The sequence below is a fragment of the Bacillus cereus group sp. N21 genome (genome assembly GCF_016483395.1).
In the GTDB taxonomy this organism is placed as follows: Bacteria; Bacillota; Bacilli; order Bacillales; family Bacillaceae_G; genus Bacillus_A; species Bacillus_A pseudomycoides.
This window is the reverse complement of record NZ_JAEHBX010000005.1, coordinates 125,749-148,119: the sequence shown is the minus strand read 5'-3', so window position 1 is coordinate 148,119 and position 22,371 is coordinate 125,749. Positions and strand designations below refer to the sequence as shown.

Below are 22,371 nucleotides of genomic sequence, written 5' to 3'. Positions count from 1 at the left end.
TTAGTATTTTGATAGGCTTCCCTACCCAGCTAACCCCTACAAGCTCCACCTGTCTTAGCTGGTTTCAGCACTTGTAAAGGTTAGCTGAGGAGGGAAATCTTTTCCTCATTTAGCTATTGATTGTATTGACAATGTATGTTATAATGTTATTATTGTTAAGTCTGCACTATTTCTTGAAGTTAGCTGAAGAAAGTGAAGCTTCCTCAATGTTATCTAGAAGCTCCTCAAAAGTTATCCTCTTTGATTGTCTGCTAACTGCCTTAGGGTCTAAACAGATTGCATCCGTAACAGTCCTAACCTCTACTAATAATCTTGCTTGTGTTAGTTCACTCATTAACTTGACTACCGTAGGTCTTGATAAACTAAACGTTTCCATAATGTGTTTTCTCTTTAAGAGAACAAGCTTACTAGTTTCTGGCTCGTCTGGATTCTCAACTACTAGGTTCGTTGTCCAGCTCATATGAGAAAGTAACATTCCAAATAGTCCTAAAGCATTTAGCGAAACTGTTTTAGCTTTTTCCTGTAAGTGAGCTTTGAAGATTTTAACTACCTTGTAATCCTCTTTCAGTTTCTCACAAACATAAATTGCATTAGTCATATCTACATAAGTTTTTTTCCCTTCCGCTACCCGAACTATAACTCCATTAGCTTCTAGCTCAGCGAGGATTCTATTTACTTGTGATTGAGATTTTCCTAAAGAGTCTTTCAAGTCTTTAACTGTTAAGCGTTGTCCGTCCTCGTTGAATAGCTTTCCGTCTTTGTTGACTCTCATGCAAGTTGCCAAGAATAGTAATACTCCATGTTGTTGTAAAGTTAAACTCTCTCTGATTACTGTATAGTTATCTCTCTTTAACATTGCAAAATGTCTTCTATCCTTATCACTTAATTTAGCTAGGTACTTTGCCTGCGCTTCCTTCTGAGCTGGCGACTGTAAAGTGTATCCGTTCTCCATAAGTTCTTGACCTGTCATAGTTTGTAAGTTCATATTGTTTTCCTCCTCTTTTTTAGCAAGTTTACTTCTTCTTATTTGTACTCCCTTTAGGTCTTCCTCTGCGTTTCTTTTTAGGTTCCTTTGTAGTGTTGGTTCTCCAATCTGGAGCTTTGTAGTTATCCGTTAAGAAATCGCTGTATCCTTGAAAAGTTGTAACTCGTTCGATTCCTTTTTCGTTGCACCAATTTAAGTATTTTAACCATTGCTCATCAAAGAACTCCATGTCAAATGCCTCCTCAGTTAAGTCCCATTGTTTTCTTTAACTCTATATAACTTCCAAAGTGTGACTCGATATGTCTGTGTAGGTGGTAATCGTATCCTTTCACAAATTCCTCATTTAGTTTTTCTTGTCCGTGTTCGAATGAGATGAACCAAGCTAGATCAATAACTTCGCAAGCTAACATCTGCATCATTCCCCTTCCTCCTCAGTGGTCTTTAGTAGCGATCTCAACAACATGATGAGGTGGCTCGTTTAGTGCTTCTGCTATTCTAGTAATAGTTTTCCAGCTTGCCGTTTTTGTTGAGTTAACACGAGATAGTGCTTTCCGTTGGTGTCCTGTTAGTTCTGCTAACTCGGTTATATTTAGGTCGTATGCTTTGCAAACCTTTGATAGGTCGAACTTCATATTAATACCTCCTTATTTAGTGCTTTATATTTAGGTACTTGTTAGTACCACTATGATTAAAAAAAGATACTCACCAGGAGGTGAATCCAGTGAGTATACTAAACGCCAAAAGGTGTCTGACCTATGGAACGGTGCTAAACCTTATCAAAACATCTAAAGGGGATGAAGAGTGACAAGCTCTTCTGCTAACCCTCAATAGGATAAAAGAAGGAGAAGGAAGTAAAAAACCTATTGAGCGCTAACAGAAAAGATTGTCCTTCTATATCATATATAAGCAAAGTGTGAGTTTTTAGCCTTCATAGTAATTATAGGAAAAGTGTTGCACAGTATCGCTATTCTGAGAAAAAACTTTAAATTATTTTTTCCTTCTCTGTTATCCCTTCATATCATATATCACTTTTGTGTTGTGATTTTGGTAGTTTTCAGCTCTATCTAGTAGACTAATTAGTCACTTTTGTAAACTTTTTTATTATCCTATTCAATGTATTTATCACTTCTTGATAACGTTTTTTGCCCTGCTCAGGAAAACTTTTAGATTTATTTTTCAGTCCGCTCTCATCGGTTCTTTTTTCTTTTGTTTGATGAGCAGGAACCCACCTAGCGATTTACTAGACGAGTCCGGCTAACCAATCAACGCTAGCCTTCATCCAACTATCCAGCTCGCTTGCTAAGTCACGGATGAATGCAAACCCAGTAGTATCGTAGATTAGGTAAACTGTCAGAAGACCAAGCAGGACACCAAACAAGAAGCCAGCATAGTAATAGATTTCTTTCAAGGTAATCACCTCCATAGATTGTTGCCTTAGGGCAAACTATATCGTACTTTTAATTTCAACACGTTCAAATGTCCCCTATTAGTCGGATAACTATATTAGGATTCTTGAATACTTGTAAAAAAAATGCGTCGATTATTTTAGCACAAACGTGACAACCATGCAGGTTGAAGGCTGTTTTCGCAAATATTTCTTCTTTATTCTTATAGACTTACCTACCTCGTTTCCCCTGAGTTAAACCTAGGCTGAAAGCCATAGTTAATCCTAATTCGTTCCCGTCCTCACAAAACAAAAATAACAAAAGACTTGTGAGATGGAATCCAAAAAAGGAATCACCTACAAGTTCACCTGTCTCATAATGAGAAGGCAAAACCTTGTAAGCAACTCCTTTTTATCTGTCCATCTCGTAAGTATGTTTTATTTCTTTTCTTACGTGCTTGTACTAATAAGTAATACCTAATAAGTTAATACACATAAGAAAAGATAAATACAAATACTTATGAGATAGGACTTATTAGTAATACCTTATTAGTACTTCTCTTTAGTTATTACCTATCTCAGTAATGAGAAGGATACTAAAGAGTAATAACTAATAAGGTATTACTTAAGAGTATGTTTTATTTCTTTTCTCTTAAGTACTTACTAATTAGAGAACCTAATAAGTAATACCTAATAAGTAATAGCTCTCTAGTACTAAAGAGCTTTAAACTATGTAGTAGCAAGCGGTTAAGGGGTAACCTGAGGAGGCTCTACATGGTATATATCAGAAAAGTGTTACATTGTATGGCGAAACCACGAAGGAGCCTTGAAGCCTTGGTGCCACTGAGCCAGGGCTACTTTTGACACTTAAAAGCTATCCTAACGTGTTCAAATTACTGCCCAACATGTTTAAATATGACACTGAAATGCATGTCACTTTATGGTGAAACCTAAATAATTATGGTGAGCTGTCCCCCTACCAAGGACGGCTTATTTGTCGTTCTCGTGAAAGACCCATTGAGCTGGGACTCACGAGGTGAAACTAGGAAGTGTACGGTGGATTGTCCTACTCAGGGGGTCGGTATTAGTGGACACCCTTGGAGGAGTCCTCAAAATTGAGGTATGACTCGTTAGGATGCGCAAGAGAAAAGAAAGACGATGAACCCTTGAGCTGGGACTATGAAGCATACAATATATGCACCAGCTCATCGGGCTAGATTAAACCTAGATCGTAATACTATTACGGTGTTACCTGATACACATATTAAGTGTACCAGCTCCACACAATATTGTGATGCTCGTTAGGAACCACTCTGTTTATCAAACATGGTGGTTTAACCTGAGGAAGAAATCTATGTCTGTCAAATTGACAGGTATGAATATGAAATCAACATATCAGCATAGATGAAATAAAAGCCCACTTTAAGTAGAAACCCTTCACAAGTTCTGAGTAGATTAGACGATGACAAAAAGAATACTATCATTTTAAATGACGGAAATAAAAACAACATTAGAGAGCTCCTTAAAGGAGTTATCTAAAATACAACCAATGAGAGGACACTTTTTAGTTGATGGATACATTACAAATAGCAGACTTCTTTGGGGACAAAAAGTCCCTCAAGAAAATCGAAGCTAAAAAAGGTGATGTCATTTTAAATGACGCCATCGGAAGAACTCAAAATACAAATATAATTAACGAGTCAGGTCTTTACTCGCTTATGATGACGTCTCGCAAGCCACAAGCAAAGGCTTTCAAAAGGTGGATTACTAGTGAAGTAATTCCTAGTGTCTGACATATTGTCCTGATACTAAAATAGAGAATAAAACTGGGAAAGATTTAGTTAGTGCCTTAAAGGCTCCAACTAAAATAGAAAACATGAAGGGATACTTTATGATAGATGGAAACAAGATTGGGTATAGAAGAAATGGTCTTTTCCCTAAACGAGCAATCCTAAGAGTTGGGATGCTATTACGTGACAGCGAAGTTGCTAAAGAAGTCCGCACTCAATTGCTTAACATAGAAGAGAATTCTAAACAGGAAGTAAAAACTCAAGAGATTGACAAAGAAATGACACTTGAAATGAACATTGGTCGTGCAATCTCAAAAGGTGACTATGTAGCGGTTGCTATTGCAGTCAAAGAACTGGAGGACTACAAGAATCGTCACACATATTTTTTTTGTAAAACAGTACTCCTCCAAATTTATTTGTTTCAATTAACACCATTTTATTGGATTATGTTGTATTCTAAATATGTCAGATAGATTCTGATAAATACATTTTAGAAAGTTGGTCATAGTATGTCACATAGAAAGTACAGTAATAATCCTGAACAGATGGGAACTTGTCAGGAAGTTAACTACAATACACACAAGACAAGTTTACATTATTTTAATTCACCTAATTGTGTAGGTAGTAATTATATGGTAGAAGTAGTTATTAAGAATAACGGTGAAAGTAAAACTTATGATAAGAAGTTCCCGTTTACTGAAGCGGGTTATATGGATGCTTATTTAGAATGGTCAAGGCAAATTCATGAGCCAAATGTAGAAGGATATACTGAACACAGGAAGGGTTAAGGTAACGTTTCTTTTTTATGCTTTAATATCCCTCGTTAGCTTGTCCTTGCCCGCCATTTAATACTGTTAAGTTTGTCATTTTTATTTATCACCTAATTAGTTTATTCTCTATTGTTTGCTGTAACGCTTAGGGACTGGGGTAGGTCTACTATTACGATTCATATATTTTATAACCTCCTGTAGTCCCTCAGCTCTATATAGATGTTTGATAGCCTCTAGCAGTTCAGGGCATTCCTTATTTAGTCCTTCCTCAGTAATGCTTTTAAACTCTCTTTTTCTAGCATACATTTCCCTAAGTATGTCCTTACGAGTATATCCATTATAGCTTTCACCTTTCTTGTAGTTACCTCTATGAGCTTCTTTCAGTTGCTCTCTCAGTGACTCGATAGTTCCCACCGCTACAGATAGAGCTAGCTCCAGTTGGTTAACCTTCACTTGTAGTTCCTGCTTAGTGTTTGCCATTGTAGTTTCCTCCTCGTCTAGTTTTTCAATAGCTAAACCTTCAGTAATCATCCAGTTATTATTTGCTGATATCTTCCAGTAACCCCATTGCTTGTTTTGTACTCCGCTTGCTTTAAGAAATTCATTTAGTGAGCGTGCGCTTCTTAGGTGAGCGCTTTTAACTCCATCCGCCTTAATAGCACTAGCCATCATAGTAACTGTCATAGTCCCATCCTTTTCAAGGTACTTGTCGTACTTTTTAGCCTTCTCGAATACGTGACGGTTCTTGTAGTCTTCTAATTCTTTCATTGCACTTATAAGTTCTACAATGTCTCCACTAGATACAGCTTTACCTACTTTTATTTGTAGTTCCATCTCGTGGTTAATCTCTTGAGTTTTAACTTCTTCTGTAGAATTCTCTTCGATGTTTAACAACTGAGTGCGGACTTCTTTGGCAACTTCTGAGTCACGTAATAGCATCCCAACTCTTAGGATTGCTCGTTTAGGGAAAAGAGCAATTGCTGGTGTGAATTTGCTAATCCCAAACAATTCTAGCTTACTTAGTTTTGCTAAGTCACCTTTTAAATTCTTTAGGTTATCGCCCTTGTAAACTACATATCCATCATTTATTAATTCGTCTTTATGGTCTGATATTAATTGGTCTAAATTATTCTTTTGCACTCCGTAAAACTCAGAAACTTGATTAGCAGTTGCCATTTCCATATTAGGTAAAAGCAATAACTCCTTAACTCTATTTAGCACCTCTACACGTTCAACTAAGTTGTCACGGTCTCCTTTGTTCTCGATTACCTCAATAGTCACTTTTAAGTTTGTCATTTTTATTTCCCCTTTTCAGTTATATTTATTTGGCTTACTCATGGGACATACTTAAGGAAATGTGTACTAGAAGAAGAGAGTTTAAGAGTATTACTGAGGAGGGACCACATGAGGTGGCTTATCATGGAGAACAAATTTGGAATAAGCATTTACTTCCTCGTGTGACTCCTATATAATTACACTTAATCGTAAACGATATAGGTAGTCGCCACAGAGTCACCCTCAATAGAATAACCTCTCACAGCACCCTGCTCATCCAATCCATCTATCTGCAATGGTTGTTGGAGTATGTACTCATCCAAGCCATCGCGGCAGAGGATACGCTTCACTCATATTACAAAAAATGATTTGGGATTTTACTCAAGAAGGAAGAACGCTTTGCTTATTTTATAATAACCCAGCTGCTGGGCGGATTTATAAGCGCTTAGGTTTTAAGGACATTGGAACGTGGACGATGTATCGGTAAATTTGGATATTTATTAATAAAGTGAAACTTTAATCAGTGGGATCCCCACTGATTATTAGCTCTCACCAATTGGACTACATAATGAAATTTATCCTGTTATTCCATTCTATTCAACAGCAATTATATCGATAAAATTAAAAGTGCTCTCGTGATAAAATGCATCCGTACATATTACATTCTTTCTTTTAGGATCGATATCAATAACCATCATATAACTAGTAAGGACATAACCGTCTTCATAATATGTAATTAATATTTCCTCTTCGGATAACAACGAGAATAATAACTTATTCTCGTTCCTTTCTTTCGCATCTTGAGTCAGTATTGGTCGTGGTACTTTCGTTTTTTCTTCAATAATCTTTCGTATACCAGCAAATTGTTCCGACATAGATGCAAAGGGTGTCCACTTTACCATCCCTCTTCCTTTTGACATGTTTGCGTTATTCATGATTTATGTCCCCCTAATAAAGTGTTTCTATATCTTGCTGTCGCGATACTTGTATAAGATACGCCACGCAAAATACTATTTTTACCGAAATGAGTGCGTATTTCATCCATCACTTTTGTTAGTTTCATTTCTTTTTCGCGCTGTATTACATTATCAAAAAGAGAAATTTCTTAAGTAGTGGCGTCGCTGTCAGAACAATTGAACCATTACGATTTACGTCCCCTACTACCGCTAGCTTCGTACGCAAAGGGGCCAGACCCATTTTGATACATGATACACTTGCATAAAAGCTACGAAGATTTACACACAAAATAATTCGATTAGGTAAAAGAGAATAATCATACAAGATAATCGTCCCTAATGACAGAACGTTCGTTCTTATTATATACGAACTTATGTTCTTTCGGAAGTCTTTTTTAAGAAAATATTGGTTAAAACAAAAAAGTGCTGACTCTCAATTGATGATTTTCATCTGAGTCAAACCTCATTTTATATTCAAAATTTGAATATAAAACTTAACAATTCCCCTAAACGTATAAAAAAATACTTTGGACATGAGCACATAGTAATAGATGTTCTCATACCGTGATATATATGTGTTCAAAAAAGGCGTGTATTCATTATGTACCCTTATTGGCAATCCTATTATTATTTCACACACGATATCCCTTATTTAGATTGGAATTCAACAGCTACATTTTCACCCGTACGGAATTACCGTGTCAGTAAAAATGAAGTTGATTTAAAAAGTTATATGCGTTCACTATGGGAACAACATGTTGCTTGGACAAGAATGGCTATCATTAGCATTATTTTTAATTTACCTGATGTTAACTTTGCGATTACACGTCTCCTTCAAAACGCTCCAGATATGGGGAATTCTCTTAAACCTTTCTACGGTGACAATGCAGCAAAAAAATACAGTAATTTGATAAAAGATCACTTAGTGATTGCTGCCGATCTTGTCAAAGCAGCAAAAGCTGGTAATCAAAACGCCGCATCAATTGCAGAGAAAAAATGGTACGCTAATGCAGACGACATTGTTGAATTTTTAAGTAGTATAAATCCGTATATACCCAAAGAAGAATTTAGGAAAATGTTTTATGAACACCTAGCATTGACTAAATCTGAAGCAGTAGCCATTCTAAGTAAAGATTATCAAGCAGGTGTTCAATTGTATGACAAAATTGAGAAGGAAGCTTTAGAAATGGCGGATGCACTTACTGAAGGAATAATAAAGCAATTTCCCCAACTATTTCATTGAACTCCCCCCTACCTCTACACGAACTTGAGGTAGGGGATTCTCCTGTTTCTGCTAGGACAAAAACAGTTCCTCTCGTTCAACAAAGAGGATACAACGATATAGAAGTTCTGTAGTGTCCCTAAGACGACCTATTCGATCTTCCGAGGAAAACAAAACAGGTACAGCTACTTTTTTCTTATATCGAGAGTAGAACACCTTGCCATGCACCCAGTTCCTAGACTTGTTATCTGCTCTGGTGACAAGCGTAAGAGGCTGGGACAAGGCGTTCTTTTTTTATGATGCAAATCCTGTATTTTCATCTACTTCATGATCTATAAGCTCTGCATTAAAATTTTCTTGTAATATTTTTTCATTCACTTTACTTGATAGAGCATTATACGGATATTTACCCGCCTTAAATTTATAGATATCCTCACCAGCTAGCTCAAATTTTCCCCAATCAGAAGCTATCTTTAAATTTTTATTCTTGTCCTGCACCTCAGTATTCGGCATACTAGGCTCCCCCTTTCTTAATCATCTATTATTTTTGGTACTGTGCTTTATAATCTATATATTCTTTTTTCGCCTCTTGATTATTATCTTTTTTACTATTAAAGTATGTGTGCATCTGCAATATATATTGTACTAACTTTCCTCCTTCATTCTTCTTATAATTCATAACAACGCTTACTTCCAATATCTGCATGGAACCATTTACAGAGCCAAGATCAATCGCAATGGACGCCCCACCATATTCATCATATTGTATTTTCAGCTTATCATTTATAATAGTTTGAAATTCTGATTCAGTTAAGCTATACCCAACTGTACTCGGCTGATCAAATTTTTTTATATCATCACCTGGCTTCATCTTTAGTTTCCCTATTCCTTTTAGACGATCTACAATTAAATTCACGTATGAAACATCAAGAGTAGAATCTGGCCTTTGTACCTGTCCATTTTCATACTTAATATTTGTATTATAAACAACTTCCTCTTTATAATTTGTATTATCACCAATGTTTTTCTCATTTTTTATGTCAGTGGTGGTTTCTTGTGTTGTCTCTCCATATAAACTTTTATCTTTCGTATTATATACACCTTCCGTAGTTTGATAAATTGTTTTCTTGTGCTCCCCATCTTCTTTTTCTTCGTACCTACTGTATATACCTCTTTGTGTCACATGCGCATACCCATCATCACTCGCAGACATAACCGTCTTCATATCCCCTTCATCCAAAGCCTTTACAAATGGTTCATACTCTATTTTCGTTTCCCAAAAACTACATCCACTAAATAAACTCGCAACTATCGTCATCACAATCATCACCTTAGCTTTCTTTTTCAATTTCATACCGTCACCTCGTTCGTTACTCTTAGCATTTTAAGTTTAGTTGTATTTCCTTTTACACAATAGTATACTTCATCCTTTCCTAAAGCTGGTTCGTTGCTTATGTATTTAATATTGAAGACACTTTGGTCGTTTAATGGCATCGCGATGATGCCCGCTGTTAGTTTATTCTCATCTTCAAGTTGTGTACATTTAAAAAGAACTGGACCTACCGCACTATCAGGACTTAATCGATTTCTATCAGTTATTTTAAATAACCCTAAATCTTCTTTTTTGTTTTCCCCATTCAATCTTTCCACCTTTTATATAATTTAGTAGATTACCATCACCAAGAACCAAATTGTTCTACCTATACTTGCCCCCATGTTTTAACATCATGAATTAAATTTTCCCAAACCATTAAATTGAAATTTAAAAACCTTCTCATTCTAACGAAAAGAGAAGGTTTTGTTGAATTCTCATTATTATTTTAAGCATTTCGCATTCATGTACTGATACAAAATGAATGTAAACTTTTAAATATTAGTTCACATTCATTCCCTTGATTTTATTGCCTCTATTTCAATTTCCTCATCCCCTCCAAAACTACTAACAAAAGTATACATTCAAAACATAACAAATAAAGAGGTTAGAGCATCATGGGCAAAAAAGAAAAAGCTAGACTCATGCTAGCTTTTATATAATTTTCGAAATCGGAAGTTGTTTATAAATGATCAGTGTGATAGCAAATGTATTCATCGCAGTGGCTGACTATTGATATGACTAATCCCATAATGGTGTACTTACCCTAACTGACGTTTAAATACTTTACTGGCGAAGAAGTAAGCAATGACTATGATGCCGACACACCAGGCAAGCGCGATCCAGATACCGTTGCCAACAGACCCTTCATACAAGAGGGCACGAATCGTATTCACTATTGAAGTCACGGGCTGGTTCTCAGCGAACGCACGGACAATTTTAGGCATGGTTTCAGTGGGAACAAAGGCCGAACTGATAAACGGCAGGAAAATCAGCGGGTACGAGTAGGCTGTCGCCCCTTCCATAGACTTCGCTGTCAATCCGGGAATGACCGCCAGCCATGTCAGCGCCAGCGTAAACATCCCGAGTATCCCAGCTACCGCGAGCCAATCCAGGATATCAGCGCTGGAACGGAAGCCCATCAAGAGGGCGACGAGGATAACCACCACAATAGTAAGCGCATTGGAAACAAGTGAGGTCAACACGTGAGCCCACAATACCGACGAGCGCTTGATGGGCATGGTAATGAAACGCGCCATCAGCCCACTCTTTACATCCGTAAACAGCCGCAGTGAAGTGTAAGCGACACCGGATGCGATAGCCATCAGCAAGATTCCCGGCAATAAATAATTGACGTAGTTGTCCGTTCCTGTCTCTATGGCACCGCCAAATACGTAGACAAACAGCAGCATCATCATAATCGGCGTAATCGCCACCGTGATAATCGTATCCGGGCTGCGCGTGATGTTCCGCATTAAACGCCCTAGTAATACCCCTGTTTTGCTTTTCATTTACATCTCCTCCTTTTTGCCGATGATCGCGAGGAAAATTTCCTCCAATGTCGGCTGCTTCTCGATATACTCCACTTTCGCTGGCGGGAACATCTCTTTGAGTTCAGTAAGGGTACCAGTCGTGATAATTTTTCCGCCATGCAGGATAGCGATACGGTCCGCCAGTTGTTCGGCTTCCTCCAGGTACTGGGTTGTCAGCAAGATGGTTGTGCCGCCGCCGGCAAGCTCCTTGACGGTATCCCAAACTTCAATCCGCGCTTCGGGATCAAGCCCTGTCGTCGGTTCGTCGAGAAAAATGACTGCTGGCGTCCCGATCAGGCTCATGGCGATGTCAAGCCGGCGCTTCATCCCGCCGGAATATTTGTCCGCCCGGCGGTTGGCCGCATCGGTCAGGCTAAATCTTGCAAGCAGATTGTCAGCGACTTGAGCGGGATTAGAAACTCCCCGCAGCTTGGCAATCATCATCAGGTTTTCCCGCCCGGTGAGCATGCCGTCTAAAGCTGCGAACTGCCCGGTCAGGCTGATGCTCTGGCGAACATGATCCGGTTGACGCTGGACGTCAAAGCCACAAATACCTACTTCGCCGCCATCGGCCTTCATCAGCGTCGAGAGGATGTTGACCGTCGTCGTCTTGCCCGCTCCATTTGAGCCCAGCAGTGCGAAAATTTCGCCACGCCGCACCTCAAAATCCACCCCCTTTAAGACTTCCTTGTCTTTAAAGGATTTTTTTAACTCTTTTACAGAAATCGCTGCATTGCTCATACTTTTTTCCTCCTTATAAAAAGCACCTTGCGGAGCTAGATTGCCTATACTCTTCTATTTAGTCTGACTGATAATCTGTACAACTTAGTACCGAGTTAAAAATATAACTGAATAGCGAAGGTGGCAATTTACATTTGTAACCAGCTATTCAGTCGGTATTATCTATTACATTTATTTTTTCCCAATCGTTTCATGATACTCTGATTCAACTCTTCACGATACTTGGCGACATAGGTTTTAGCGTTTGCTACTAGTTCGTCGGCAAAGGACGCCACGTCGTCCCCAGTGATTTCCAGCACTTGTCTGCCTTCCGCCGCACCGGCTTCGAATAACTCGATTAATTCATATTGTATGTGCAGCATATCCATCCCGTTGCCCGCTGAGAAATTCCACATGTAGTTTTGAATTTTCTTAAATACAAACTGGTAGTCCTCTGGAAGGGCTTCAACCCGTGCCATCATCATTTTGTACTCTTTTTTATCACCAATCATTTTTTTGAACATTTCCAACATGTTATTTTTCCTCCTTTTTTATAAAGCTGAACAAGACACTCCAAAAATATCGGACGGAATATCTTATGAAGCTAGATTGACTTCAAGACGTTGATTTTTGATGATACAAAATCCCATTTTTCCCAAAACAATTCAAGTTCCTGGCGGCCAGCCTCATTAAGTGAGTAAAACTTGCGGGGCGGCCCCATATCTGACGGTTTCTTTTCTATGTTCACAAGTTTTTTCTTTTCTAATCGCACGAGGATGGTATAGACCGTCCCTTCCACGACTTCGGTAAAGCCAAGCTCGTTCAGGCGGCGGGTAATCTCGTAGCCATAGGTTTCATGGCGGCTGATGATTTCCAGCACGCAGCCTTCCAGCGAACCCTTCAGCATTTCAGTTAAATTTTCCATGTTTAGATCCTCCTCTACCTCCTCTATTTTGTCTGACTTATATTCAGTATAACAGAGTACTAAGGTAAATTTTTACTGAATAGCTTTTGGGAAATCATGCTATTCAGTATTACTTATTACATGTATATTGTATCACCGAGTAGAAGGTGTCAACTATTTTTCTTGAAACTATTTTTGCAACCTCACTATTCAGTGTGACCTACTACAGGTATATCGTAACACGCAGTAGATGAACTGTCAACTGGATTTTCTAAATATTTTTAAAACCGGCTATCCTCATTGGATACAGCCGATTTTCTTTATGGAGCTTTTACTTCCTCCTATGCTTCTTTCACAATGATTATACCGCGGATCATCCCCATCCAGCAGCTGTACATTTAGGTTCCCGGTTTCTCTGGTGTGAAAACGATGAGGTTTTCTCCTACTTCCAGTGACCAATTCCTTCCGAAGAAATGTTAAAGAGTATTCCCGAAATGAAAGAAAAACTTCGTAGACCTATGTTCTTAATAATCTCAGCAGAAAAGTAAATGTTTATTATGCGTTCCTGCAAGATGTGGGGACGTCTTTCTTTTTGGGTTCACGGGAGCTTTAGTAAAATAACTGAGGATTATTAATGTAACTCCTTCGCGTTCTTCACTTTTCCACTATCGGGCGCGATTATGAAATAACTCTTAGATTTAAACAACTTTATTGTTATATTTTTAAGTGCGGTGAAGTAATCTACATCAAAAATTAAATAACTTTATTGTCACTCTACAAATAAAAAACCTTGATTTTTTTACACTAAGCAGAATAATCAAGGTTTTTACTTCCAAAAAATATCTTAGCCTATAAAATTCGTGTTTCTTTATTTTTTTGTATATCGTAGATATGGAAAAAATAAAGCTTATGGCCCGTTTTTACACGTATCTCGGCTGAACCCCGTATACATCTGAAGTTTACATAACACCACTTCTCAGTAGCTAAGTTCTATTAATAATCCAAAAGGATTTATAAAATAAAAAGATGAAAATATATTTAAATACAAATTCTATCTAAAGAAAGGTGATAAGAAAAAATGGAATATCTAACAGTCCCTGAGCTTTTTTTCTTACTATCTGTAGATGATGATACTCAAACTATACAACCTCCTTTACAATCAAATATAGAAATATTCATTATAATAAACATATTGCTAGAACTTTACCTTCAAAAGTATATTTATATAGATCATAAATTTATTGTACATAGGACTAGTAAGTCATCTGATATCCCTTATTTACAACATACCTTAGATTTAACACAACATTTAGATGACAATCACAATATAAGAATGTGGATACTAACAATTTGCGGAAAACAACGATCAAGTCACAAACTATATAATTCTGTTTTAGATTGTATACAGCGAAAAAAACAAATAAAAGTAATTGAAAGACGAATATTAGGTTTATCATTTCAAAAACGTTACATATGTCTTCAAACCAAAGAGCAAATCCTTACATTCTTACGAAAAAGAGCTTCAAAAGGAGGAACACAATACTTATCTATGTTAACCCTTTTCCTAGCCATGGATTTGAACGAACTTTTAAAAGATACAATGTTTCAAAATGATTATGAATATCTAATTCAATTAGAAGAATACAATAAACAATTATCTGAAATTAAATTCATACAAAAGCTAATAACAAACATTAAAAAGACTTTGCCTACCCTTTTAATATGGAAACATGCCCCATTTTCAGGTATGGAAAAAAGGGAAACCTCTGATTATCTAAATCAGAGGTTTCTTATAGTTCACATAACCCATCATTATCAGTAGTCAATAATGAATAGAATTTTCGTTTTGGGGGTGTTTTTCTTTTTTAGTTTGATGGGCATGTTGCCGTGCCCCTTTTTCGAATTTTATAGGTGTATTTTTCAATATATTGAACCCAACGGCGTATTGTATGCGCCTTTTATAAGAAAAGGACAGGATTAGTTGTAGAACTTTATTGGCATGTATTTGTTTTTATTAATAACTACGGTACGTGAATTTTTTTAGATATAACTTAAAAAAGCTCCCCTAAAAGGAGCCAATTATTTTACAAGATTCTTCTGTAATTCCTCTATTATAAGTTCTGCACCTGCTGGGCTTAGCGTAACCTTTCCGTCTGCTAAAGAAATATTTTTATCAGATACTTCTCCTGTTATTGCACAAGCACCATTCGCTTCATATTTTTTCAAGATAATCTTTTCACCTTCTACATAAATCTCTAATGGTGTCTTTTCTTCAATTGCCAGCGTGCGTCTTAACTCCATTGGTATAACTATACGTCCTAATTGATCTAATTTTCGAGTTACTCCTGTTGATTTCATGAAACCTCTCCCTTATATATTCTATAGCTCTATATTTCATACCCTATGTCATTTTCTCATTGTAACAGGCTTTCTCCATACATGAAAAACATAATGTTCCAAAAACTCACAAGCCACAATATAGTTACGTGATTTCTCAATATATCTCTTGTATATAAATCGATCTAAAGATGTAAAATATCCAAGTAATTACTTAATAATTACATTACATCTAAATTTAAATTAAAGAAGGAGCTATATACCATGGATAAAAAAGATTTAGTAAGTCTTCAAGTCAACAACATGCCGTCAGATGCTCTGAATACTCCTAGTAAGTCCCAAGAGCAAATGCAAGATTCAGCTCAAAAGCTATCTAACGGAATAAAAATAGATTCATCAGAAAACGAAACTGCAACTCTAAATAAAGACGAATAGAGAGTTTTTGGCGTGAAAATAAGCTAAAAAATCGAAATGAAGCAATTCGACAGATCGTAGAGAAAGGGCTAGGTCGCAATTAGCGACTGCCCTTTTTTATTTCACTTAAAAATCTGCATATCAAATTTAAACCTATTATTCCCCCAAAAATCCAATCATCCATTATTTAAGACCTATTGCATTACCAATCCGTCAAAAACGTAGTACAAACAAATCTGAGAAGTCATTTTCAAATAAGAATAGGGCTTTTAAAAATATATTCATGAAAATAACAAAAGAGCTGGATTTTCATCACAGCTCACTTATTAATTGGTTCTTTATGTGTACATGTAGGATATTGAGAACATCCAAAGAACTTGTTTCCAGTTTTATTTGAATTTCGTACCACTAAATGATTTTTACATACCGTGCATTTCCTTTCTGCAGGATCTACACTACGATACACATCTTCAGCCGAATACTCTGGATTTACTTTGTTAATCAATTTTTGAAGCTCTATACGATCTATTAGTTTTACATGACATGCTTCACCTAATCCTTTCGCCTGCTTTGTATATACGCTGTTCGTGACAACCTACGCCTCATGAGCCTTGTAATAGGCTTTTGCTGCATAAATCTCCTGTACAGCACGAATACCAACTCGATTTTTCACACCATATATTTTCGCTTGAATTACAATACGATTGTTCCCTTTTAATCCGAGATCGGCTGTTGCTTTAAAATAAAGTTTGATCAAATTGATACTAATAACCTTGATAAATGTTCATAGAAAAGAGCGTGTTTTGAAAAAAAGATTGTTCAAAACACGCTCTTACTATTTTCAGTTGGTTCATTCTTTTATAAAAAAGTTTGATCATTTCCTATCTATGTTGCTCCACAATCGCGCCCGATAGTTGAAGAATGAAATGAAAACTTTTCCTTAGGTGAGATCCGTTCTCAAATTCAATTTTAGCTGTCTGTGCAAAATTTAGACCCTTAACGAGCCACGAAAACCCCTGGCGGCATAGTAGGATTCTGCTCCATTGTGATACACGAAGACGTGCCCGAAGCGACAATCGCAAAAAAGGGCACCGCCGAGTTCTCTAATATCAGAGGGTGTTTGCACCCAACTCGACGTTTTCATATCGAAATTTTCAAGATTCTGCAACGTCCGATATTGTTCTTCCGTTAATAGTTCAATGCCCATGGCAGTTGCCATATCAATAGCGTTATTTTCTGGTTTATGTTTTTTTCTTGACTCTAACCCTTCACGATCGTAACAAACACTTCTGCGACCTTTAGGACTTTCCGCTGAACAATCATAAAAAATGTATTCGTCCTTCTCTTTATCATGACCAACAACATCCGGTTCACCGCCAGTTCTTTCCATTTCATTGAGCGACCACAGTTTTTCAGTATTAGCATCCAGCTTTGCTTGGACTTTAGCCCATTCAAGACCTTTATGGCGGTTCATGTTTTTCTCAAAACGGGCTTTCAATGCTCTGAGTAATTCTTCACGTTGTTCTAGTGACAACTCCTCTTTATTGTTGATTTTATTTCCCTTTGTCATGTTAGTTCCCCCCTTATTGTTTTTACTCATAATGGTTTAAGTATATATAAATATTTGTTTTATAATAAATCGTTTAAATAATCGTGTGAATTCAGTTTACAATAAATTATATGATTTAGTAAATCCATTTCTCTACAATCTGGCCCTTTAACGGAACAACTTATTGTCACTCAACAGTTCCTTAATCGTTCTTTCAATTTCAGATGTTCTTTTCCTTTTCACTATAAATACACTCCTTTAGATAATCTAAAGGAGGAGTTTACGCTAGTTTGACGAATTTATATTGATATAATTATAAAAGGGTGGTCTAATTGAACATTTTATGGGATTTTGATGGAACTTTGTTTGATACGTATCCTGCGTATACAAACATACTCTCTTTGGTACTGGGAAAAGCAGTAGATAAACAGGAAATTTATGAAAAGCTAAAAATTTCGTATTCGCATGCAATTGATTACTATAACATTTCCAGGGATCAAGAAGAAGAGATAAAAAGATTAAAGAAAACATTATCTCCAAAAGATATGAAACCATTTGATGGTGTAGAAGAAATCTTAAAATTTGCAAATAAAAATGTAATTATGACACACAAGCATAGGGACGGAGTTTTAGCCATCTTAAAATACTATGGATGGGATAAATACTTTGTGGATATGGTTACAATTGATGATGGTTTCCCTCGTAAACCTAATCCATTAGCATACATTCATTTACATACAAAACACGGAATCGATCTAGTTATTGGAGACCGGGAGTTAGATTTATTACCTGCAAAAGAATTAGGAATTGCAACGTGCATGTTTCAAAGTCAAGGTGATGTTGCTGATTATCATTTACAAGACTACTCGAAATTTTTTAATACGGATATTCCATTAGCGAAACGGGTGTTCAGTTAGTAATAACTACTGTAAATGGATCGAATTTTGATTTTCTTATTTTTATAATTATCAGCATAATTGTTTAACACAGCCGAAAAATAAAGATACTTCACATATTAGTCATTTTTATATTTAGGTTGTAGAGGCTAAAGTCAATAAAATCAAAGGCAGGGACATATTTAATATGTAAAATATGTCCCTGCCTTTTCGTTATTGTAGACTTGAAATAAGTTTTGATTAAATAAACCCTATAAAAATTGATAAAAGCGTAAATAGAAAAAGCTTGTTTTGAAAAAAGAATGATCAAAACAAGCTCTTAATATATTCGATTGAATCATTCTTTTATAAAGAAATTTGATCATTCCTGTAATCTTTATTTCATTAGAGTGCCCTTTAGTTGAACAAAAAAATATTCTCATAATATCGTTATGATTTAGTTGTCATAATAATTGAACGTGGATAGAATCCCAACTTCTGATAAAACGATACAGCTTCATTCCCGTACACTACTGTTAATTCAATTTCATATATTTGTTTTTCTTTAAACCATTCCACTGCACTATTCATTAATTTCAAACCCAATCCGTTTCTTCGATATTTTTCATCAACAAATAGAACCTCGATCTTCCCGCTTACTTTTTTACTATATGCTATACAAAATCCTAATATATTGTCTGTTTCTGACTCAATCAATAATTCAATTCTGTATTCTCCATACTTTGAATTTTTTTTATATTCTGCAATACGTTCCTCAAATGTAATTCTTGGATAATCACCAGAAAAAAATTTTGATTTACTGTTATGGTATTCATGCAATTTATCTAATGAGTTTCTTATTATCTCTATTTCATCGAGAGTGATATGTTTATTAATAATTCTCATACTTCAACATCTCCAATAATATATATTTATTTAAGCATAAGTATAGCGGTGTAGGGAATTTAATACTTATCATTAGATTGTTAAAGAAGTTACTATTATAGCAATACCGTTACATAGCAACCAGGCAACTATGTTTTATATCATGCTCACAAAAATAAACTGTTGGCGATTCGTAATTTTTTAGGGTTTCAAATTCAACGTATTTCACGTATAATCTTTCCTTTCAGTGGGTATCAAATCAGTTAGCATTCCCCTAGTTCTTATAGTGTAAAATCTTCCATCGTTTTCCGAATTTCATCCGCTTCAATTCCAATGTATCGTAACGTTTACCCTTGTGATGTATGGCCAAACAATTTCATCAAATAGTACACGTCTTTTTTTCGTTGGTAGTAGTGATATCCAAAAGATTTACGCATACAATTATTTATTATTTTTTGTACTGTGCTTTGTAATCTACATATTCTTTTTTAGCATCTTGCTCATTATCTTTTTTACTATTAAAATATGTGTGTGTCTGCAATGTATATTTTACTAACTTTCCTTCATCATTCTTCTTCTTATAATTCATAACAATACTTACTTGCAATATCTGCATTGGACCGTTTGCAGCGTCAAGATGAAGCACAATTGTCGCCCCATCATATTCATCATATTGTATTTTTAGCTTGTCATTAATAATACTTTGAAACTCTGATTCAGTTAAGCTATATCCAACTGTTTTAGGCTGATCAAATTTTTTTGTGTCATCACCTGGCTTCATTTTTAATTTTCCTATTCCTTTTAAACGATCCACAATTAAGTTAACGTAAGAAACATCAACATTGGAATCACTTTGTACCTGCCCATTTTTATACATAATATTTGTACTATAAATGGTTTCGTTTTTATAATTTTTATTTGTCTTTTTTTCGTTTTTTTTATCTATATTAGTAGCAATTTCTTGTGTTGTATCGCCATATAAACTTTTATCTTTCGTATTATATACACCTTCCGTAGTTTGACGGATTGTTTTACTGTGCTCTCCATCTTCTTTTTCCTCGTACGCACTGTATATACCTCTTTGTGTCACATGCGCATACCCATCATCACTAGCAGACATAACCGTCTTCATATCCCCTTCATCCAACGCTTTTACAAATCTCTCATATTCTATTTTCGTTTCCCCAAAACTACACCCACTAAGTAAACCCGCAACTATCGTCATAACAATCATTACCTTAGCTTTCTTTTTCAGTTTCATATTAATTAACCGTCCCTTTTAATACTACGATTTTCTCTCCCATTCTCTGTCTCTTTTTTTCTAGTTGACGAATCCGATCAATAAAAGCATCACGACGTGTTTTCCCTTGCAAGTTGCTATCAATGCTGCTTTCTAATCTTTTAATATCACTCGTTAAAGCTGATGCTGCTTTTTCGAGTTGCATGATCACGTTCATAATTTGATCGCGTCCACCGTTATCTGGAAATGTACTATGAACTTTATTTGTTATCGCAATATTGTTTTTTATAATTTAAATATTCTTTTTTAGCATTTTTAGTGTTTTCTTCTTTACCATTAAATCTAACTGCTATTTGTTGAATATGTTTCAACATCTTGCCTTCCTCATTCTTTTTATCGTACGTTATTGAGATCGTAATTTCACTTATTCGCATCGTTTTTTCTTTTCTGTCTTTGGCAGAATTAAAATCTATAACAATCGATGCATCTTGAAATTTATCATATTGTAGTTTTAATTTATCATTTATCATGTCTTTAAATTGCACTTCTGTTAATCCAATACCAATACTGTTCGGTTCATCAAACCCCTTTGTATCTTTATCTGTTTTTAATTTCCCTATTCCTTCTAAATTATCTATAACTAGCTTAATCGAAGAAACGTCTAAGCTTGGATTCAAACTTTGCACTTGATCATTTTTATAAATAATATAGGTATTATATTTTTCTTCTGATTTATAACTATTGTTCTCCTTATTTTTATCATTAGTTGTTTTATCAGCTATTTCTTGTGTTGTAGTTCCATATAAACTCTTATCATTCGTATTGTATATACCATCAGTAGTTTGATATCTTGTTCTTCTATATTCTCCATCTTCTTTTTCTTCTATAATGGAGTGTATGATTTGTTCTTCTACATGCGCATACCCTTCATTCCCCGCAGACATTACCGTTTTCATGTCCCCTTCATCCAACGCCTTTACCAATCTTTCATACTCAATTTTTGTTTCCCCCACACTGCATCCACCGAATATTAAAATTAAGGTCAACATCTTAATTGTTAATTTCATTAACTTTCTCATTTTATCCCCCATGTAATATTCACGCTTATCCATTATTTTCATACTGCTTTTTATACTTTTCATAATCTTTTAACGCGTCTTGATTATTGTATTTTCTCCCGGCAAAATATGTATTAATTTGTAAAATACTCGTAACCACTTTCCCCTCTTCATTCTTTTTCTTATAGTTTACAGAGACACTCAGCTCTGATAACTCCATTGGTTTTTCTTTCGAATCTTTTGCAGCATCGAAATTAAGTACAATTGACGCACCACCATATTCGTCATATTGTAGCTTCAATTTATCATTTATCATTTGTTGGAATTCCGCTTCAGTTAATTCATATCCTACTAAATTAGGCTCATCAAACCCTCTTTTATCATCACCCGGTTTCATCTTTAGTTTTCCTACTCCATGAAGACGATCCATAAGAAGCTTCACTTGAGAAACTTCTAAGCTTAGATTTGTACTTTGTACTTGGCCGTTTTCATACTTAATATTTGTACTATATACTTTTTCTTTGTTATAGTTTTTAATTTTATCTTTTTCTTTTCTTTTATCAATATCAGTAGTTACTATTTGCGTTGTACTACCATATAAGTTTTTTCCTTTAATGTTATATACTCCATCAGTGGTTTGATAGATATTTTTTTCGTGTATGCCATCTTCTTTTTCTTCAAATGCACTATATATAACTCGTTCTTCTAAATGCGCATACCCATCATCACTAGCAGACATAACCTTCGTCATATCCCCTTCATCCAAAACTTTTACAAATGGTTCATATTTAATTTTCGTTTCAAAAAAGCTACACCCACTAAGTAAACTCCCAACGATCGTCATAAGCATCAGCACCTTAGCTTTCTTTTTCATACTGTCACCTCATTCGTTACTCTTGGTATTTTAAGTTTTGTAATGTTTCCTTTTGGTAGTCATACACTTCGTCTTTTCCTAAAGATGTTTTGTTACTTGTGTATTTAATATTGAAAACACTTTGGTCGTTTACTGGTATAGTGATGATATCCGCTGTTAGTTTACTTCTCATTTTCAAATTGAAGTCTGCCAACATCTACATAATAATAATATACCTACTTAGCTTATT

General features: G+C 35.6%; 26 protein-coding genes and 8 pseudogenes. 9 read left to right on the top strand and 25 right to left on the bottom strand.

Going from position 1 to position 22,371, the window contains the following annotated elements; translation table 11 throughout:
- Positions 1-166 precede the first annotated feature (166 nt).
- The 5 genes from JDS96_RS04785 to JDS96_RS04765 form a co-directional block, all read right to left on the bottom strand.
- Positions 167-985 carry a MarR family transcriptional regulator gene (locus JDS96_RS04785; protein WP_199666246.1) on the bottom strand — a complete coding sequence of 273 codons (819 nt, stop codon included), beginning with the start codon at positions 983-985 and terminating at the stop codon, positions 167-169.
- 28 nt (positions 986-1,013) lie between these two features.
- The gene (locus JDS96_RS04780) at positions 1,014-1,214 is read right to left on the bottom strand and encodes a hypothetical protein (protein ID WP_199666245.1); all 201 of its coding nucleotides are present in this window, start codon (positions 1,212-1,214) and stop codon (positions 1,014-1,016) included.
- Positions 1,215-1,227: 13 nt separating this feature from the next.
- On the bottom strand, positions 1,228-1,404 hold the full coding sequence (locus JDS96_RS04775) for a hypothetical protein (protein ID WP_199666281.1): 177 nt from the start codon (positions 1,402-1,404) through the stop codon (positions 1,228-1,230).
- A gap of 12 nt (positions 1,405-1,416) precedes the next feature.
- Positions 1,417-1,617, bottom strand: coding sequence for a helix-turn-helix domain-containing protein (locus tag JDS96_RS04770; RefSeq protein ID WP_206777001.1), 201 nt, complete (start codon positions 1,615-1,617; stop codon positions 1,417-1,419).
- Positions 1,618-2,225: 608 nt separating this feature from the next.
- Positions 2,226-2,393 (bottom strand): hypothetical protein, encoded by a 168-nt coding sequence (locus tag JDS96_RS04765; protein ID WP_199666244.1) that lies wholly within the window; start codon positions 2,391-2,393, stop codon positions 2,226-2,228.
- Between the two features lie 1,547 nt (positions 2,394-3,940).
- Between JDS96_RS04765 and JDS96_RS04760 the strand changes: the two are divergent.
- From JDS96_RS04760 to JDS96_RS04750, 3 genes and pseudogenes are all read left to right on the top strand, one after another.
- Positions 3,941-4,159, top strand: a pseudogene (locus JDS96_RS04760) (BRO-N domain-containing protein); the annotation flags it as partial.
- Between the two features lie 101 nt (positions 4,160-4,260).
- A complete protein-coding gene (locus JDS96_RS31895) occupies positions 4,261-4,632 on the top strand; it encodes a hypothetical protein (RefSeq protein ID WP_242479850.1) in 372 nt (123 codons plus the stop codon).
- Between the two features lie 159 nt (positions 4,633-4,791).
- Positions 4,792-4,947, top strand: coding sequence for a hypothetical protein (locus JDS96_RS04750; protein WP_199666242.1), 156 nt, complete (start codon positions 4,792-4,794; stop codon positions 4,945-4,947).
- A gap of 108 nt (positions 4,948-5,055) precedes the next feature.
- Here the strand turns inward: JDS96_RS04750 and JDS96_RS31890 are convergent, their stop codons facing one another.
- Positions 5,056-6,225, bottom strand: coding sequence for a phage antirepressor KilAC domain-containing protein (locus tag JDS96_RS31890; protein ID WP_242479849.1), 1,170 nt, complete (start codon positions 6,223-6,225; stop codon positions 5,056-5,058).
- Between the two features lie 265 nt (positions 6,226-6,490).
- Between JDS96_RS31890 and JDS96_RS04740 the strand changes: the two are divergent.
- Positions 6,491-6,691: pseudogene (locus JDS96_RS04740) on the top strand (GNAT family N-acetyltransferase); the annotation flags it as partial.
- Between the two features lie 106 nt (positions 6,692-6,797).
- Here JDS96_RS04740 and JDS96_RS04735 read toward each other — a convergent pair.
- The 3 genes and pseudogenes from JDS96_RS04735 to JDS96_RS04725 all read right to left on the bottom strand — a co-directional run.
- On the bottom strand, positions 6,798-7,139 hold the full coding sequence (locus JDS96_RS04735) for a YolD-like family protein (RefSeq protein ID WP_199666241.1): 342 nt from the start codon (positions 7,137-7,139) through the stop codon (positions 6,798-6,800).
- Positions 7,136-7,309: pseudogene (locus tag JDS96_RS04730) on the bottom strand (Y-family DNA polymerase); the annotation flags it as partial. The pseudogene JDS96_RS04730 and the gene JDS96_RS04735, both read right to left, overlap by 4 nt.
- Positions 7,309-7,485 (bottom strand): annotated as a pseudogene (locus JDS96_RS04725) (Y-family DNA polymerase); the annotation flags it as partial. The pseudogenes JDS96_RS04725 and JDS96_RS04730, both read right to left, overlap by 1 nt.
- Before the next feature lie 276 nt (positions 7,486-7,761).
- Between JDS96_RS04725 and JDS96_RS04720 the strand changes: the two are divergent.
- On the top strand, positions 7,762-8,403 hold the full coding sequence (locus JDS96_RS04720; protein ID WP_199666240.1) for an acetylglutamate kinase: 642 nt from the start codon (positions 7,762-7,764) through the stop codon (positions 8,401-8,403).
- 276 nt (positions 8,404-8,679) lie between these two features.
- Here the strand turns inward: JDS96_RS04720 and JDS96_RS04715 are convergent.
- The 7 genes and pseudogenes from JDS96_RS04715 to JDS96_RS04685 all read right to left on the bottom strand — a co-directional run.
- Positions 8,680-8,895 (bottom strand): annotated as a pseudogene (locus JDS96_RS04715) (lipase); the annotation flags it as partial.
- A 28-nt stretch (positions 8,896-8,923) separates the two neighbouring features.
- The gene (locus JDS96_RS04710; protein WP_199666238.1) at positions 8,924-9,736 is read right to left on the bottom strand and encodes a DUF3952 domain-containing protein; all 813 of its coding nucleotides are present in this window, start codon (positions 9,734-9,736) and stop codon (positions 8,924-8,926) included.
- The gene (locus tag JDS96_RS04705) at positions 9,733-10,023 is read right to left on the bottom strand and encodes a hypothetical protein (protein ID WP_018767256.1); all 291 of its coding nucleotides are present in this window, start codon (positions 10,021-10,023) and stop codon (positions 9,733-9,735) included. Before JDS96_RS04705 ends, JDS96_RS04710 begins: the two co-directional genes overlap by 4 nt.
- Positions 10,024-10,515: 492 nt before the next feature.
- The gene (locus tag JDS96_RS04700) at positions 10,516-11,265 is read right to left on the bottom strand and encodes an ABC transporter permease (RefSeq protein WP_199666237.1); all 750 of its coding nucleotides are present in this window, start codon (positions 11,263-11,265) and stop codon (positions 10,516-10,518) included.
- Complete coding sequence (locus JDS96_RS04695) at positions 11,266-12,027, bottom strand: ABC transporter ATP-binding protein (RefSeq protein WP_199666236.1); 762 nt, start codon at positions 12,025-12,027, stop codon at positions 11,266-11,268.
- A gap of 158 nt (positions 12,028-12,185) precedes the next feature.
- The gene (locus JDS96_RS04690; protein WP_199666235.1) at positions 12,186-12,539 is read right to left on the bottom strand and encodes a DUF1048 domain-containing protein; all 354 of its coding nucleotides are present in this window, start codon (positions 12,537-12,539) and stop codon (positions 12,186-12,188) included.
- A gap of 71 nt (positions 12,540-12,610) precedes the next feature.
- Positions 12,611-12,931, bottom strand: a complete 321-nt coding sequence (locus tag JDS96_RS04685; RefSeq protein WP_033796096.1) for a PadR family transcriptional regulator — start codon at positions 12,929-12,931, stop codon at positions 12,611-12,613.
- A gap of 1,057 nt (positions 12,932-13,988) precedes the next feature.
- Here JDS96_RS04685 and JDS96_RS04680 point away from each other — a divergent pair.
- Positions 13,989-14,732: a hypothetical protein gene (locus JDS96_RS04680; protein ID WP_242479848.1), complete on the top strand. Its 744-nt coding sequence runs from the start codon at positions 13,989-13,991 to the stop codon at positions 14,730-14,732.
- A gap of 257 nt (positions 14,733-14,989) precedes the next feature.
- Here the strand turns inward: JDS96_RS04680 and JDS96_RS04675 are convergent, their stop codons facing one another.
- Entirely contained in the window at positions 14,990-15,268 is a 279-nt protein-coding gene (locus JDS96_RS04675; RefSeq protein WP_199666234.1) for an AbrB/MazE/SpoVT family DNA-binding domain-containing protein, read from the bottom strand.
- Positions 15,269-15,511: 243 nt separating this feature from the next.
- On the opposite strand from JDS96_RS04675, the gene JDS96_RS04670 reads away from it, so the two are divergent.
- Both JDS96_RS04670 and JDS96_RS33450 read left to right on the top strand, forming a co-directional pair.
- Complete coding sequence (locus JDS96_RS04670) at positions 15,512-15,682, top strand: hypothetical protein (protein WP_003197259.1); 171 nt, start codon at positions 15,512-15,514, stop codon at positions 15,680-15,682.
- A pseudogene (locus tag JDS96_RS33450) lies at positions 15,676-15,765 on the top strand (ribbon-helix-helix domain-containing protein); the annotation flags it as partial. The gene JDS96_RS04670 and the pseudogene JDS96_RS33450, both read left to right, overlap by 7 nt.
- A 215-nt stretch (positions 15,766-15,980) precedes the next feature.
- On the opposite strand, the pseudogene JDS96_RS04665 reads toward JDS96_RS33450, so the two are convergent.
- Positions 15,981-16,391, bottom strand: a pseudogene (locus JDS96_RS04665) (restriction endonuclease); the annotation flags it as partial.
- 258 nt (positions 16,392-16,649) lie between these two features.
- Positions 16,650-17,231: a DUF4256 domain-containing protein gene (locus JDS96_RS04660; RefSeq protein ID WP_018765517.1), complete on the bottom strand. Its 582-nt coding sequence runs from the start codon at positions 17,229-17,231 to the stop codon at positions 16,650-16,652.
- Positions 17,232-17,542: 311 nt separating this feature from the next.
- Here JDS96_RS04660 and JDS96_RS04655 point away from each other — a divergent pair, with 311 nt between their 5' ends.
- The gene (locus JDS96_RS04655; RefSeq protein ID WP_003207006.1) at positions 17,543-18,127 is read left to right on the top strand and encodes an HAD-IA family hydrolase; all 585 of its coding nucleotides are present in this window, start codon (positions 17,543-17,545) and stop codon (positions 18,125-18,127) included.
- A 408-nt stretch (positions 18,128-18,535) separates the two neighbouring features.
- Here JDS96_RS04655 and JDS96_RS04650 read toward each other — a convergent pair whose 3' ends face one another.
- The 6 genes and pseudogenes from JDS96_RS04650 to JDS96_RS04625 form a co-directional block, all read right to left on the bottom strand.
- On the bottom strand, positions 18,536-18,991 hold the full coding sequence (locus tag JDS96_RS04650) for a GNAT family N-acetyltransferase (RefSeq protein ID WP_040119454.1): 456 nt from the start codon (positions 18,989-18,991) through the stop codon (positions 18,536-18,538).
- Between the two features lie 427 nt (positions 18,992-19,418).
- Entirely contained in the window at positions 19,419-20,231 is an 813-nt protein-coding gene (locus JDS96_RS04645) for a DUF3952 domain-containing protein (protein ID WP_003197252.1), read from the bottom strand.
- A gap of 1 nt (position 20,232) precedes the next feature.
- Positions 20,233-20,427 (bottom strand): hypothetical protein, encoded by a 195-nt coding sequence (locus tag JDS96_RS04640; protein ID WP_206777000.1) that lies wholly within the window; start codon positions 20,425-20,427, stop codon positions 20,233-20,235.
- 43 nt (positions 20,428-20,470) lie between these two features.
- The gene (locus JDS96_RS04635; protein ID WP_306473178.1) at positions 20,471-21,322 is read right to left on the bottom strand and encodes a DUF3952 domain-containing protein; all 852 of its coding nucleotides are present in this window, start codon (positions 21,320-21,322) and stop codon (positions 20,471-20,473) included.
- Complete coding sequence (locus JDS96_RS04630) at positions 21,315-22,142, bottom strand: DUF3952 domain-containing protein (protein WP_199666233.1); 828 nt, start codon at positions 22,140-22,142, stop codon at positions 21,315-21,317. Before JDS96_RS04630 ends, JDS96_RS04635 begins: the two co-directional genes overlap by 8 nt.
- Positions 22,139-22,320: pseudogene (locus tag JDS96_RS04625) on the bottom strand (hypothetical protein); the annotation flags it as partial. The pseudogene JDS96_RS04625 and the gene JDS96_RS04630, both read right to left, overlap by 4 nt.
- Positions 22,321-22,371: the final 51 nt, after the last annotated feature.

Excerpts from the sequence above, each read along its gene's own strand:
- JDS96_RS04720 (WP_199666240.1), top strand. The coding sequence starts at position 7,762 with ATGTACCCTTATTGGCAATCCTATTATTATTTCACACACGATATCCCT.
- JDS96_RS04645 (WP_003197252.1), bottom strand. The coding sequence starts at position 20,231 with ATGAAACTGAAAAAGAAAGCTAAGGTAATGATTGTTATGACGATAGTT.
- JDS96_RS31895 (WP_242479850.1), top strand. The coding sequence starts at position 4,261 with ATGATAGATGGAAACAAGATTGGGTATAGAAGAAATGGTCTTTTCCCT.
- JDS96_RS04735 (WP_199666241.1), bottom strand. The coding sequence starts at position 7,139 with ATGAATAACGCAAACATGTCAAAAGGAAGAGGGATGGTAAAGTGGACA.
- JDS96_RS04670 (WP_003197259.1), top strand. The coding sequence starts at position 15,512 with ATGGATAAAAAAGATTTAGTAAGTCTTCAAGTCAACAACATGCCGTCA.
- JDS96_RS04640 (WP_206777000.1), bottom strand. The coding sequence starts at position 20,427 with ATGAACGTGATCATGCAACTCGAAAAAGCAGCATCAGCTTTAACGAGT.
- JDS96_RS04695 (WP_199666236.1), bottom strand. The coding sequence starts at position 12,027 with ATGAGCAATGCAGCGATTTCTGTAAAAGAGTTAAAAAAATCCTTTAAA.
- JDS96_RS04650 (WP_040119454.1), bottom strand. The coding sequence starts at position 18,991 with ATGAGAATTATTAATAAACATATCACTCTCGATGAAATAGAGATAATA.
- JDS96_RS04660 (WP_018765517.1), bottom strand. The coding sequence starts at position 17,231 with ATGACAAAGGGAAATAAAATCAACAATAAAGAGGAGTTGTCACTAGAA.
- JDS96_RS04635 (WP_306473178.1), bottom strand. The coding sequence starts at position 21,322 with ATGGATAAGCGTGAATATTACATGGGGGATAAAATGAGAAAGTTAATG.
- JDS96_RS04675 (WP_199666234.1), bottom strand. The coding sequence starts at position 15,268 with ATGAAATCAACAGGAGTAACTCGAAAATTAGATCAATTAGGACGTATA.
- JDS96_RS04770 (WP_206777001.1), bottom strand. The coding sequence starts at position 1,617 with ATGAAGTTCGACCTATCAAAGGTTTGCAAAGCATACGACCTAAATATA.
- JDS96_RS04700 (WP_199666237.1), bottom strand. The coding sequence starts at position 11,265 with ATGAAAAGCAAAACAGGGGTATTACTAGGGCGTTTAATGCGGAACATC.
- JDS96_RS04685 (WP_033796096.1), bottom strand. The coding sequence starts at position 12,931 with ATGGAAAATTTAACTGAAATGCTGAAGGGTTCGCTGGAAGGCTGCGTG.
- JDS96_RS31890 (WP_242479849.1), bottom strand. The coding sequence starts at position 6,225 with ATGACAAACTTAAAAGTGACTATTGAGGTAATCGAGAACAAAGGAGAC.
- JDS96_RS04710 (WP_199666238.1), bottom strand. The coding sequence starts at position 9,736 with ATGAAATTGAAAAAGAAAGCTAAGGTGATGATTGTGATGACGATAGTT.
- JDS96_RS04690 (WP_199666235.1), bottom strand. The coding sequence starts at position 12,539 with ATGTTGGAAATGTTCAAAAAAATGATTGGTGATAAAAAAGAGTACAAA.
- JDS96_RS04750 (WP_199666242.1), top strand. The coding sequence starts at position 4,792 with ATGGTAGAAGTAGTTATTAAGAATAACGGTGAAAGTAAAACTTATGAT.
- JDS96_RS04630 (WP_199666233.1), bottom strand. The coding sequence starts at position 22,142 with ATGAAAAAGAAAGCTAAGGTGCTGATGCTTATGACGATCGTTGGGAGT.
- JDS96_RS04680 (WP_242479848.1), top strand. The coding sequence starts at position 13,989 with ATGGAATATCTAACAGTCCCTGAGCTTTTTTTCTTACTATCTGTAGAT.
- JDS96_RS04775 (WP_199666281.1), bottom strand. The coding sequence starts at position 1,404 with ATGATGCAGATGTTAGCTTGCGAAGTTATTGATCTAGCTTGGTTCATC.
- JDS96_RS04780 (WP_199666245.1), bottom strand. The coding sequence starts at position 1,214 with ATGGAGTTCTTTGATGAGCAATGGTTAAAATACTTAAATTGGTGCAAC.
- JDS96_RS04785 (WP_199666246.1), bottom strand. The coding sequence starts at position 985 with ATGAACTTACAAACTATGACAGGTCAAGAACTTATGGAGAACGGATAC.